The sequence below is a fragment of the Roseovarius confluentis genome (assembly GCF_002917925.1).
Classification (GTDB): Bacteria; Pseudomonadota; Alphaproteobacteria; order Rhodobacterales; family Rhodobacteraceae; genus Roseovarius; species Roseovarius confluentis.
On the sequence record NZ_PPFE01000017.1, the window covers coordinates 1 to 13,433 of the forward strand.

The 13,433-nt window shown below is 61.4% G+C and carries 10 protein-coding genes; 8 read left to right on the forward strand and 2 right to left on the reverse strand.

Annotation, left to right across the window (positions count from 1 at the left end; translation table 11 throughout):
• Positions 1-108 precede the first annotated feature (108 nt).
• Positions 109-1,590 carry a class I adenylate-forming enzyme family protein gene (locus tag C2I35_RS21405; protein WP_103765079.1) on the forward strand — a complete coding sequence of 494 codons (1,482 nt, stop codon included), beginning with the start codon at positions 109-111 and terminating at the stop codon, positions 1,588-1,590.
• 15 nt (positions 1,591-1,605) lie between these two features.
• Here C2I35_RS21405 and C2I35_RS22265 read toward each other — a convergent pair whose 3' ends face one another.
• Positions 1,606-1,773, reverse strand: coding sequence for a hypothetical protein (locus C2I35_RS22265; RefSeq protein ID WP_170067278.1), 168 nt, complete (start codon positions 1,771-1,773; stop codon positions 1,606-1,608).
• A gap of 611 nt (positions 1,774-2,384) precedes the next feature.
• Positions 2,385-3,779 (reverse strand): short-chain fatty acid transporter, encoded by a 1,395-nt coding sequence (locus tag C2I35_RS21410; RefSeq protein ID WP_103765080.1) that lies wholly within the window; start codon positions 3,777-3,779, stop codon positions 2,385-2,387.
• A 490-nt stretch (positions 3,780-4,269) separates the two neighbouring features.
• Here C2I35_RS21410 and C2I35_RS21415 point away from each other — a divergent pair, with 490 nt between their 5' ends.
• The 7 genes from C2I35_RS21415 (at position 4,270) to C2I35_RS21445 (ending at position 13,349) form a co-directional block, all read left to right on the forward strand.
• Entirely contained in the window at positions 4,270-5,883 is a 1,614-nt protein-coding gene (locus C2I35_RS21415; protein ID WP_103765081.1) for a GMC family oxidoreductase, read from the forward strand.
• 9 nt (positions 5,884-5,892) lie between these two features.
• Positions 5,893-7,326 (forward strand): NAD-dependent succinate-semialdehyde dehydrogenase, encoded by a 1,434-nt coding sequence (locus C2I35_RS21420; protein ID WP_103765082.1) that lies wholly within the window; start codon positions 5,893-5,895, stop codon positions 7,324-7,326.
• Between the two features lie 453 nt (positions 7,327-7,779).
• Positions 7,780-9,183, forward strand: coding sequence for a short-chain fatty acid transporter (locus C2I35_RS21425; RefSeq protein WP_103765083.1), 1,404 nt, complete (start codon positions 7,780-7,782; stop codon positions 9,181-9,183).
• 46 nt (positions 9,184-9,229) lie between these two features.
• Positions 9,230-10,051, forward strand: a complete 822-nt coding sequence (locus C2I35_RS21430; RefSeq protein WP_170067279.1) for an SDR family NAD(P)-dependent oxidoreductase — start codon at positions 9,230-9,232, stop codon at positions 10,049-10,051.
• On the forward strand, positions 10,044-10,778 hold the full coding sequence (locus tag C2I35_RS21435) for an SDR family NAD(P)-dependent oxidoreductase (RefSeq protein WP_211286212.1): 735 nt from the start codon (positions 10,044-10,046) through the stop codon (positions 10,776-10,778). Before C2I35_RS21430 ends, C2I35_RS21435 begins: the two co-directional genes overlap by 8 nt.
• A 10-nt stretch (positions 10,779-10,788) precedes the next feature.
• Complete coding sequence (locus C2I35_RS21440) at positions 10,789-11,742, forward strand: alpha/beta hydrolase (RefSeq protein WP_170067280.1); 954 nt, start codon at positions 10,789-10,791, stop codon at positions 11,740-11,742.
• Positions 11,742-13,349 (forward strand): flavin-containing monooxygenase, encoded by a 1,608-nt coding sequence (locus C2I35_RS21445; RefSeq protein ID WP_103765086.1) that lies wholly within the window; start codon positions 11,742-11,744, stop codon positions 13,347-13,349. The genes C2I35_RS21440 and C2I35_RS21445 overlap by 1 nt, the downstream gene beginning before the upstream one ends.
• Positions 13,350-13,433 lie beyond the last annotated feature (84 nt).

Here is a 13,433-nt window from a genome sequence, read left to right on the forward strand (position 1 = left end):
CGGTCCAACCCCCGAACCCACCGCGGCGGAACTGGCGGCGCTGAGGGCGCTGGATCCCGATGGCACATTCGAAGCGGATGCCGCGGTCCGAATGCCGGAGCTGGCCGCATGAGTGATTTCGTTACCGACCTCGCCGAACAGGCACGACTCCGCCCGAATGCATGCGCCTTGAGTGCCGAAGGGCAATCACTGACCTTTTCCGAACTGTTCACGGCCGTCCTAAACCAAGCTGGGGGCCTGCTGGATGCCGGGGCGCGATCGGGACAAAGGGTCGCGCTGCTGCAGGATCGCCACGTCGGTCTCTGTACCGACCTTCTGGCCTGCCTTGTGGCTGGTCTACCGGTTACCGTGCTGAGCCGCAGCGAGGCGCCCAGATCGGTCATGGACAAGCTGAAAGATACTGGTTTTTCTTACATTCTCGCGGATGATGCCAACGCATCGGCCGCGGATGCGCTTGCGCAGTCGGGTGCACAAGCGGTTGTGCGCCGGAGCGCGCTTACCTCGCGGAAATTTTCCGGCTCGGCGCCGTCGCCTGACGACGAGGCGCTGCTGATCTTCACCTCCGGATCGAGCGGACGCCCCAAGGCCGTTCGCCTGTGTCACCGCAACATCGCGGCAAATACCGACGGGCTGGCCGCTCTTACGCCGGTGGGGGCCGATGACCACTACCTGCACATGATGCCGTTAAGTCATACCAATGGCATTCTGAACCAGCTGCTTTACCCGCTGTCGCAGGGAGCGCAGGTGACCTTGTTGCCGAGGTTCACGCCAGAGATCGCGATGGAGGCAATCGCGTTGCTGCGGCCAACGGTCGTTACCGGTGTGCCCACGATGTTCCAGCGGTTGCTGGATCATCCGGTGCCCGCGGGAGCGACCGATAGATTGCGGATGCTGCGCTGTGGCTCGGCGGCGCTTCCGGTGGAGATTCAGGACCGGATCGAGGCCCACTGGGGGTGCCCTGTCCTTGTGAGCTATGGCCAGACCGAATTCACCTGCACGTCGACGGCAAATCCGCCGGACGCAGCGGTGCGCGGTTCGGTCGGGCGTGCGCTTCCGGGGGGCGAGGTCGCGATTCTGTCGCCTGGCGGCGAGGATATACTGCCCACGGGTCAACGCGGTGAGGTTGCCTTTCGCGGTCCTTCGACCGCCCTTGGATATGTCGGCCATCCGCCGTTCGACCGGGACGGATGGGTGCGGTCGGGCGATATCGGGTATCTCGACGAGAGGGGGTACCTGTTTCTGACCGGACGTCTGAAGGAGATCATCATCCGGGGCGGTGAAAACCTGGCGCCCGTGCAGATTGAGGATGTCCTGCTGGCCTGTGGTGGCATCGAGGCGGCCTGTGTCGTACCGGCGCCGCATGCCGACCTGGGCGAGGTACCTTTTGCCTTTGTCGAGAAATCGGGCCAGATTGCTGAGCTCAGTGATCTTAACGCCCGTATCACCGAAGTGCTGGGACGTTCGCACTGCATCTCGGGTATCGAGGTACTGGAGCGGCTACCGGAAAACCATGTCGGCAAGATCGATCGCAAATCCCTGACCGCAGAGATGGCGCGTCGGGTGAACGCGCAGGAATTGCGGACCGGCTAGCGACCGGTCCGGGCGTCATATGCCGTCGATCACTGCAAGCAGGGCTTCCACGGCGCGGGTGCGGTGCCGTTCGGGATGCGGAAGAACCTTGAATGCCCACGTCGGCCGCAGCGCCTCGGCCGCCCGGGTCATGCGGTTTCGTTCCGCCACGGCCAGGGAAACCTGCAGTTGGTCCAGGGGCATCAATAAATTCTTTCAATTGGTTTAATCAAAGTCAGTGGATTTGTTGTCGCTGTGCAGGCGCGAAAAAGGCGGAAATCCCTGAAAGCGAGACAACACAATGCAGTCCTACGCGATATTTGCAGGCCGCGAGGCAATCTTCAGGAACCGCTTTGGCAGACATCTTACCGGCTTGGGGCTGGTGGCGCTGATCACGCTGATTGCGACTACCCTGCAGCGGGCGGCGGGATCGCGGCGCTCAGTCTGCTAGGTATAGCGCTGTTGCTGGGAGCGGCGGCCTGGATCTTCATCGCGGTGGTCGGGTTCGGTCTGGCGGTCTGGGACGTCACTGGCTGAGGTGGGCAGGGCTGACCACCGTCCGTGTTCGGGTCCCTGGGCGCAGGTCGCTGACGATGGCGTCCGAAGCCCATGGAACAGGGGAGAGGGGTCCTGAAGGGGCGTATCCCTGCTCTGACGGCTTGCGGATCGGGGCGGGCTCTACGGATACTCTCAAGGGATGAGTCCGCATAGCGGCTTGAATGGCGTCAAGGGTGCATCCAAGGCGATACTGGGTGTTTGGCAAATTGTCCCCGCGGCGGCCTTGGAAAGAGCCGCCGCGGGGCATGACTGTTATCCTACAGGAGCAGCAGACCGCCGCCAAACACCACGAACAGGAAGGCCATCAGTACGATCGTGTAGCCAAGGACCTGCCCTGCGCGCAGACCTGAAATTCCGAGAAGCGGGATCAGCCAGAGCGGTTGCGCGAGGTTTGTCAGAGACTCGCCCAGCATGACGCTCATTGCCGGGACGTCGATGGGCAGTCCGAGTTCCTGTGATGCCGTGACCGCAATCGGCCCCTGGACAGCCCACTGGCCGCCGGCGGACGGGATCGCGAAATTCAGGACGCCGGCGCTGATCATCTGCCAGAGAGCGAATGTGTTTTCGGTCGAGATCGCCACAAACCCGCTTGCGACGATGTCGACCAGCCCGCTGTCGCGCATCACCCCGAGGACGCCGCCGTAGAACGGGAAGAGCAGGACAATGCCTGCCGCCGCGAGGGCGCCTTTGGTCAGGGCGTTGGAATAGCTTTTCAGGGAGCCGTGCAGCAGTATCCCCAGCATCAGGAAGAAGAAGTTCAATACGTTCAACTGAATCCCGATGATGCCCTGTTCCATCATTTCCTGCAGGATGAACACGATACCCACGAGACCTATGAGCCAAGCGAGCATTGGCATATTGTCGAGCCGTTGGCCGGGCGTCCGGGCCGTTTCGCGCGTTTCGTCACCGCCGAAGGGCGACGATGCGTTCTCGTCCATTTCCTGCGTGTTCTTCTGACTGGGATGGAGATAGGTGAGCACGATGGCCGCCGTGAGCGTCGCGGCCACGACGATCATGATGTACTGTGGCCGGAAAATGGTGTCCGTAAGTGGAACGAGGCCGATCGAGTCTTCGAGAAAATGTCCGGGCGTGTTCATCAGCAGGGCTGCCGAACTGGACAGGCCGACCATTGCGACAGCCGTCCCGCTGTAGGCCGAGGCGACCAGCAAAGGAAAGTGGCAGCGGATGCCGCGGGTCTTGAAAGACTTCGCGATTTCGACGGCGAACAGGCAGGACAGGATCGTCCCGAGGCCCCAGTGGACGTAGGAAATGACTCCCGAAAGAAGGGCGGTGACCGCGATCGCCGCGCTTGCCGAGCCGAGCTGTGCCGCGATGCGCGCCAGAACGCGCTTGACGGGGGGCGCGACGGCCAGGGCATAACCAGTCACGACGATCAGGACCATTTGCATCCCGAATGTCAGAAGCGACCAGAACCCGCCGTACCAATACTCGACGATCTGAACGGGTCGGGTCTCGGTGCCAAGCCAGGCGCAGAGAAACACGATCACCGTTACCAGTACCGCGAAGGTGAATGTTTCTGGCATCCAGCGAATGCTGATTTCGGCGGATTTCTCGCCCAAGGACTGGGCCCGCAACTGAAGGCGTTCCCTGAATGGCTTGGGTTGTGTCTTGTCCGTATAGCTGTCCGTCATTTCCCGCGTCCTCCCAATATGCAAGTTATGAAAGCGGTCTCCTCAAACCACTTTGATCGATTGGCGTTCACTATATGGAAACGCCATTCAGGCATTACGGATACTAGTCACCCTATTTGTCCCATGTCAAGCGCGCGAACGTCTGTTTTTTAAAGCTCCGCACGGGGTGGCGCCGCTGGAAAGTTTGATGCGGTCACAATCACCTTGACGGCATATCCAATTGTAAATATCCCATACATGAATAGCGATCTGTATATGGGAACGGGAGTGAAGGGAGTTTCTGGCGCATACTTCGGCTGCGGATATGCCTCGGCGAGACGCGCTACAGAGAGGAGCAAGCGTGGCAGATTTTCTTTCGGTATTTGACCGGCCTTTCCCTGGTCGGGATGGCGCCTGCGCCTCCGGGTGAAAACAGCAACGTGTCATATGCAGTGATGATCCCGGCCTCACGGTGTCGGAAATTGTCGCTGCGCAAGCAAAGGGGGGGGAGATGACCCAGGAATACGACTTCATAATTGTAGGTGCGGGCTCTGCCGGATGCGTGCTGGCCAATCGTCTGAGCGAAAATGGGCGTCATTCCGTGTTGCTTCTGGAGGCCGGACCGGAGGACAAGTCGCCCTGGATCCATGTTCCCCTAGGATATGGAAAGGCCGTCTACGACGAGCGGATCGCGCGCCAGTTCACGACGGCGCCAGAGGTTTCGATGGCCGGGCGCGAAATGGTTTGGCCGCGCGGCGTCTGCATCGGCGGTTCGAGTTCGATCAACGGGCTGATTTGTATCCGCGGCCAGTCGCAGGACTATGACCGCTGGGCGCAGGCGGGCAACACCGGCTGGGGCTGGGATGACGTGCTGCCCTATTTCAAGCGCATGGAAACCAATACGCGGGGCGCCGACGACTTTCATGGCGGCGAGGGGCCGGTCACGATCTCCGACCCGGCCGGGCAGATCCCGTTTTTCGAGGATGTGTTTTCCGCGTCCGAGGCGCTCGGGATCCCGCGGAACCCGGATTTCAACGATGGGGACCAGGAAGGATGCGGATACTATCAGTTCTTCATCCGCAATGCGCGCCGGTGCAGCGCAGCCGTGGCCTATCTGAGGCCGGCGCGCAGCCGTGCCAACCTGACGGTCATCAGTAGCGCCTATGCCGAGCGGGTCATCGTGAAGAACGGCCGCGTGAGCGGTGTCGCCTATCGCAAGAATGGCCAGGCCCGGATAGCGCATGCCAATGGCGAGGTGATCCTGTCGGCGGGCGCGATCCAGTCGCCGCACATCCTTCAGCTTTCGGGGATCGGCCCGGGCGAGGAATTGCGTTCGAAAGGGGTCGAGGTCACGCATGAGCTGCGCGGCGTCGGAGGGAACCTGCAAGACCATCTGAACGCACGCAACGTCTACAAGGTGAACAAGCCGATCACCATCAATGACAGCATGAAGAGCTTGTATGGCCGGATGAAGCTGGGCTTGGACTATGCCCTGTTCCGCAAGGGGCCGCTGGCCTGTTCGGCCACCCCGGCGGGGATATTTGCCAAGGTTCTTCCCAATTCGGAAACACCGGACATCCAGTTTCACTGCGGTATGCTTTCGGCCGAGCAGGTGCGCTACAAGCCGCACGATTTCTCAGGCATCACGCTTTATACCTGCCAGCTTCGGCCCGAGTCGCGCGGCACGGTGCGGCTGTCCTCTCCCGACCCCAAGGCCCAGCCGGATATCCGCCCGAACTACCTGTCGACGGAAACCGACCGTATCTGCATGCTGGAAGGCCTCAAGCTGTCCCGCCGCCTGGCGCGGACAGAACCGTTGGCTTCGCATATCGTCGAGGAATACCAGCCCGGCGAGTCCGTGCAGGACGATGCCGCGCTTCTGGATTTCATCCGCGAGACGGCGGGGACGATCTTTCACCCTTCGGGGACCTGCAAGATGGGGCAGGACGCCGATGCCGTTGTCGATTCCCAGCTCCGGGTTCACGGGCTGGAGGGACTTCGCGTCGTCGATTGCTCAATCATGCCGACGTTGATCTCCGGCAACACCAACGCGCCGACGATGATGATCGCCGAAAAGGCCAGCGACATGATCCTCGCCGACGTAAATCTTCGCAAATCAGCCTGAGGAGAGAACATGTATCCTACTCAAAGCCTATTCATCGATGGTGAGTTCATCGGTCCGAGCAGCTCGCGCAAGGGGGAAGATATCCTCAACCCCGCTACCGGCGAGGTGCTGGGTCAGCTTCCCCATGTGACGGAAGCCGAGCTGGATCGCGCCGTAGACGCGGCCGAACGCGCCTTCAACGAATGGCGCACCACGTCGCCGATGTTGCGCAGCGAGATACTGCGTCGCGTGGGGCAGCTGGCCCGAGAGCGTGTCGAGGACATTGCGCGCAACATGACACTGGACCAGGGCAAGCTGCTGGCTGAGGCGCGGGCCGAGGTCATGGCTTGCGCGGAACATGCAGAATGGCACGCCGAGGAGTGCCGCCGCATCTATGGGCGTGTGATTCCTCCGCGATTTTCCAATGTGCGCCAGTACGTGATGCACGAGCCGGTCGGCGTTTGCGCCGCCTTCACGCCGTGGAACTTTCCGTTCAACCAGGCGATCCGCAAGATGGTCGCCGCGATCGGCGCCGGTTGTACGATCGTGTTGAAAGGTCCCGAGGACTCTCCAAGTGCGGTTACGGCGCTGGCGCAGCTTTTCAAGGATGCCGGACTTCCCGACGGGGTTTTGAACATTGTCTGGGGTGTGCCGGCAGAGGTGTCGACCCGACTGATTGAATCGCCCCGCGTGCGCAAGGTTTCCTTCACCGGGTCCAGCGCGGTCGGCAAGTCGCTGGCATCGCTGGCAGGCAAGCACATGAAGCGCGCGACGATGGAACTGGGCGGGCAAGCGCCCTTTATTATTTCTGAGGACGCGGACCTGGACAAGGCAGCGGACCTTCTGAGCGCGTTGAAGCTGCGGAATGCGGGGCAGGTGTGCGTCGCCCCCACGCGGGTGTTCACGCATGAAAGCCTTCATGGTGAGCTGGTCGATCGGATGGTCGCCAAGTTCGAGAAGGTGCGTGTCGGTGACGGTCTGGACTCCGAGTCGGGCATGGGACCTCTTGCACATGGGCGCCGGCTGTCTGCCATGACCGATTTCATCGCGGATTCTGTCCAGCGCGGCGGCAAGGTGGCCGTTGGCGGGGAAGCGATCCAGTCGCCCGGAAACTTTTTCAGCCCCGCCATCGTCACCGATCTCGACGACGACTCGCGGGTTATGAGTGAGGAAACCTTCGGACCCATTCTTCCCTTGGTCAGCTATCGTACGCTGGATGAGGTCATCGAGAGAGCCAATCGCTCGCCATATGGGCTGGCGGCCTATGCTTTTGCGCGGGACAACGCGATCGTGCGGCGGCTGGCGGACGAGATCGAGGTGGGGATGATGAATATCAACCATTTCGGCATGTCGCTTTCGGAAACGCCGTTCGGTGGCGTCAAGGACAGCGGCATGGGCCGCGAAGGCGGGGCGGAAACCTTCGAAAGCTATCTCAACACGAAATTCGTGACTGAGGCCGCCTAAGCGGGGACGCTTCGCCGTCTTTTTCAGCTTGTTTTGCCCGAAGCGGGCAAGGCGCCCGGTGGGGGATGACCCCGCCGGGCCGCACTCGTTCGGCCTGATGCGTCTTGCGAGGCCTGCAGGCCTTGTCCGTGAGGAAGCGGAAACCGGTCGGCTGTTCTGCAGGTCGCAGCCCGAAATTCAGTTCGGATGAAATATGGAAGTGAGCTGCGAGTTGTGCGGACGCCGCACCTCTCGGCTTGTCTAACGCGAAAATTCGGATCCGCGCGTTCAATTTAGGTGAACAAAATTCATAGGATAGAAATTTTCTTCTCAATCTGCGGCCTCGAGACCTTGACGGAAAATGTGCATTGTGGGAGCGTTCTATCTATTGGACCTGTGTTCACTATGTGTGAACAAAGTCAGGACCAAGATCCGGCGTTTTGAGGAGGACGCCGATAATCAGGGAGGAAAAAAATGCTGCAAAGACTTGCAGAGATATTCGCGGGCTTTGCCCGGCAATTCATGCCAACGCCATTCGCCTTCGCTATCATCCTGACCGGGTTGGTGTTCGGGCTCGGTGTCGCGTTGACGCCCTCAAGCCCGATGCAGATGGTCGACTACTGGTACGATGGCTTCTGGGGATTGTTACGCTTCACCACGCAGATGGTTGCCATCCTGCTTTTCGGCTATGTCTTCGCAGAAGCGCCGCCCATGAAACGGGCCATCCTGGCGCTTGGCAGCCTGCCCAAAAGTGCAACGGGCGTCGTCGCCATGGTCTGCGCACTGTCCATCAGCCTGTCTTTCCTGAACTGGGGGCTTGGCCTGATCGTCGGCGCCGTCGCGGCGCGGGAATTCTGTCGCCAGGCGCGGGACCGGGGCATCCAGGTGCACTATCCGCTGACTGTCGCCGCCGGCTTTGCCGGGGGTACGACGTCGCAGGGCGGGCTTACGTCCAGCGCGTCGTTGCTGGTTAATACGGAAGGCCATTTCCTGGCAGATCAGATTGGCTTGATCCCGCTCGTCGAAACGATATTTTCGCCGCTGAACCTGATCGTTGGCGCGACGTTCATGATCCTGCTGCCAGTGGCGGCGGCGCGCATGCATCCGGCCGAAAAGGTGCGCGAGATCAGCGACAGGGAAGCAGGGCTGGACGCCGACGATGCGCCGGAGGACGAACCCGTTGTTGCCACCGCGCCCGGCAAAGCCTCGCTAAGTGCCGCCGCAGTACCGGAAACCGCACCGACCGTTGCCGAGCGGATCGAGAACTCCCGCATTCTGACCGGGGTGATCCTGGCCATCGGCTTTACCTATGTCGGGAACTTCATTCTGCAGAACGGGCTGGACCTGAACCTCAACGTCCTGAACCTGACCTTCCTGCTGTTGGGGCTTCTGGCCTACGGGACGCCTATCGCCTATGTCCGTGCCATCGACCGCGGCATCCGCACCTGTAGCCAGATCATTTTGCAGTTCCCGTTCTATGCCGGGATCATGGGGATGATGAGCGCCTCGGGCCTGCTTGCCCTGTTTGCCAGCGGACTGGCGAGTATATCCAACGCGTACACCCTGCCTTTCACCAGCATGCTCAGCTCGGCATTCGTGAACCTGATGGTACCCTCGAACGGTGGCCAATGGGCCGTGCAGGGGCCGATGCTGGTCGAGGCGGCACAGATGCTCGAGGCCGACATCTCGACCGTGGTCATGGCGTTTTCCTATGGCGATCAGCTGACGAATGGAATTCAGCCCATGTGGATGCTGCCTCTGCTCGGGGTCACGGCGCTGAAGGCGCGTGACATCCTCGGGTACACCGCGGCGCTCATGCTCGTGTCCTTCGCGGTGGTCTCGATCGCCTTGCTGACCCTGCCGGCGGTCTTCGCGTGATGATCGCGCAACAAGGAGAGCTTCCATGCGAATAGAAGAGAACACGGTGGCCCTGGTCACAGGTGGGGGGAGCGGCATCGGCCGCTCCCTTGCCCGGGAGGTCGCCGCACGCGGAGCAACAGCGATTTGCGCCGACATGAACCAGGAGAGCGCGGAAGAAACCGTCACGTCGATCCGCGCCGACGGCGGCCGCGCGCTGGCGATATCCCTCGATGTCGCCGACCGGAAAAGCTGGGCGGGTGCCTGCGACGAGATCCTGGGCAAAGTCGGGCATGTCGACATCATTTTCAACAATGCCGGTGTGACTGTCCCCAAGACGGCGCTGAGCGAACTGCCGCCCGAGCAATGGGACCGGCTGAGGGCGGTAAACCTCGACGGTGTTTACAACGGGATTCATTACTTCATGTCGCGCCTGCACGGCGGAGGCCGGGGGAATATCGTCAACACGGCATCGATCTGTGGGCTGGTGACCTGCGCTGGTAGTGGCGCCTATATTGCGTCGAAATTCGCGGTGCTGGGCCTCAGCGAAGCGCTGAGGTTCGACCTGGAAGACAGCGACGTCGGCGTATCGGTGCTTTGCCCAGGCTTCGTTCGTACCGGATTGGCGGGCAGCGCGGGCGACGCCGCGGCGACCAACCATGCGGCGCTGGAAAACGGTATGGCCCCCGAAGATATAGCGCGGATCGCGCTCGACGGGGTGGAAGCCGACCATTTCTATCTTTTGACACATGGTGAGTATGCCGGTGTCGTGGCCAACCGCAACAGGACCATCGAATACGAACTGGCCGCTGCGACGCGCAGCGATGGACGCTGCGATGATGTCGATGTCCTTGCTGCTCATTGGAACCGGGAGAAAGCCAGTGTCTGATCAAAATTCTATCGACGGACGCGTGTTTGTCATCACCGGCGGGGCGCGCGGCATGGGTGCCGAGATGGCAAGACGGCTGGTTGCGCGCGGTGCCCGTGTCGTCGTAGGCGACCTGCGCGCGGATGAAGGCGCCCGCCTTGCCGAGGAGATCGGAAGCGCCTGCACTTACGTGACGCATGACGTGACCGATCCGGAAGGGTGGAACGGGATTGGCGAGGCTGTGGATGCGCTTGGGCGTTTCGACGGGATCGTGAACAACGCCGGGATATTTGATCCGCGCATCATAGACGAAACGGATGTCGAATTTTTCAACAAGACGGTCGCCGTGAACCAGCTCGGGACGTTCCTTGGTATTCGATTTGCGGCGGAGCGCGCCGGTGCAAGGCAGCTTTCGGTGGTGAACATGTCCTCGGTATCGGGGCTTCGGGGCAATGGCGGCATCGCCTATGTCGGGGCCAAGTGGGCCGTGCGCGGAATGACCAAGATGGCCGCCAAGGAGCTCGGACCGAAAGGCGTGCGCGTGAACTCTGTTCATCCAGGTCTGATCGACACGAGCATGATGGAGGCAATTCCGGCCGATCGCCTGGAAGAGCGTACTGCCACGATTCCCATGGGGCGCCGTGGCCAGCCGGAAGACGTCGTCGATGTGGTGATCTTTCTGCTGTCCGACGGCAGCCGGTACATGACGGGCGCCGAACTGACGGTTGATGGCGGGCTTACGGTCTGAGGGGATCGCGATGCTGAGTGAAGCAAGTAGCGCCGTACTCGACTATCGCATTGCCGAAGGGCTTGGCCCGTTCGAGGCGTATTCCGTGGCCGAGGCAAGGGCGATGGTCGAGCGCAAGATGCCCGGCCTGACCGATCCGGCGGAAGGCTGGGCCGATGGCGTGGTCCAGCGCCTCGGCCCGGACGGGGACGTTGCCGGATTTCTTTTTCGTCCGTACGCCGGAGACGCCGCCGGTGGGGCCTTGCCCGTGGTTGTCTACGTTCACGGTGGCGGCTGGGTGTTCGGCGAGCTTGCGTCGCACAGGCTGCTATGTGCCCGCATGGCGGCGGGGGCCAATTGCGCGGTGCTGTCGGTCGATTACCGGCTTGCGCCGGAGAACCGATGTCCCGCGCAACTGGAGGATTGCCAGCGCGCCATTTCCTGGGTCGTGAAGAACGGCCCCGCGATGGGGCTGGACCCGTCGCGCATGTTCCTGGCCGGTGACAGTGCCGGAGCGGGGTTGGCAGCCGCGATGGCCGCGGAGAAGTCGGGCGCGGGGGCAGGGTGTCCCGCGCCGCTTGGCCAGATCCTGATCTATCCCGCCCTTGATCAGGCGGGCGCCTATCCGTCGCACCGGATAGAAGAGCCCGGCATGGCGCTCACCGGGCGCACGATGGAATGGTTCCGGGACCACTATTTCCATGCCGACACAGATCGGGCCGATCCGGCGGTCTCGCCTCTTCGAGGAGGGCTGGAAGGGCCGCCGGCGTTGGTGATCACCGCGGGCTACGATCCCCTGCGGGATGAGGGGGCATCATATGTCCGCCTGCGCCGCGAGCGGGGCATGGAGACCGCCAACTGCGTCCATCTACATTATCCCGGCGAGTTGCATGGGTTCATGACCGTGACGCCGGACAGCCCTGCCGCAGCCGATGCGCTGACCGGGGTTCTGCGATTCATCAATAATCAAACGGGAGTAACTTAATGACTGACGATGTAGCCCAATTTGACGCCTTGATCGTGGGCGCCGGATTTGCCGGTATCTACGCGCTGCACAGGCTTCGCAAAATGGGCCTGGAGGTGTGTACGGTTGAAGCGGGGGCCGACGTTGGCGGCACGTGGTACTGGAATCGATATCCGGGTGCGCGGTGTGACACCGAGAGCATGCAATATTCCTATTCGTTCTCTGAAGAGATTCAGCAGGAATGGGAATGGACGGAACTCTACGCGGCGCAGCCCGAGATACTTTCCTACATAAAGTTTGTCGCCGACCGCCTGGAATTACGTCAGCACATTACCTTCAATACAAGGGTTGATGCGCTCAACTGGGATGACGATGCGTCGCTGTGGACCGCGACGTTCAGTGACGGGCGCAAAGTGCGCGCACGCTATTGCATCATGGCGACCGGTTGCCTGTCCGTGGCGAAAGAGCCCGACATTTCCGGTTTGGAGGACTACAAGGGGCGTCTTCTGAAGACCTCCGACTGGCCTGCGGAAGAGCCCGATTTTCTGGATGAGCGTGTAGGGTTGATCGGTACCGGGTCATCGGGCATTCAGACATCGACCACGATCGCGCCCGGTTGCGGCAACCTGACGGTTTTTCAGCGTACGCCGAATTACTCGGTCCCGGCCAACAACCGCCCAATGAGCGCGCATTACGTGGAGTCATGGAAATCCAACTATCCCGAACGCCGTGCCGCGCTGCGCCAGAGTCGGAATTACACGCTGTACAACAACCCCGGCATGCGGTCCGGTCAGGAGCTGACAGAGTGTCAGCAGAAAGCGCTTCTGGAGGCCGAATGGCAGATCGGGGGCATCGGTTTCATCTATACGTTCAATGACACGACGAAGGACCGTGAGGTCAACACGGCGGTGGCCGACTTTGTACGGCGCAAGATCCGGGAGACCGTCGAGGATCCGCAAACGGCCGAGGTGCTGTCCCCCGGAGACTACCCGATCGGAGCCAAGCGCATCTGCGTGGACACCGGCTATTACGAGATATTCAACCGGGACAATGTCGACCTGGTCGATATTCGCGCCGATCCGGTCGAGACCGCCACAGCGAATGGTCTGAAACTGAAAAGCGGACAGGAGATCGAGCTTGATACGATGATCCTGGCAACCGGGTACGACGCGATGACCGGAGCGCTCAATCGTATTGACATCAGTGGTCGCGAGGGGCGGACGTTATCGCAGGAGTGGGATGCCGGGCCGCAGACCTATCTGGGTCTCATGGTGGCCGGGTTCCCCAACATGTTCCTGGTGACGGGGCCGGGCAGCCCCTCGGTTCTGTCCAACATGGTTCCGTCGATCGAAGAACATGTCGAGTGGATTACTGATACCATAGGAGACCTTCACGACCGGAACGAGAGCGAACTTGAACCGGTGCGCGCTGCGCAACAGGATTGGATGGCGGAGGTCGACGCCGTCTCGCGCAAGTCCCTGATGCGCGAGGCCGCGTCTTGGTACATGGGGGCCAATGTTGACGGGAAAGCGCAGGTATTCATGCCCTACGCCGGTGGTTCGGTGACATATGCCCAGATCTTGGATCAGCGGACATCCGATGGAATGCAAGGGTTCGTTTACAGGTGACTCGAAAAACGCGGCTGTAGCTCCCGGCAAATTCTTCAAGCCATACGAAATCTTGAGAAAGAGCATGCACCTGATCAGCCCACC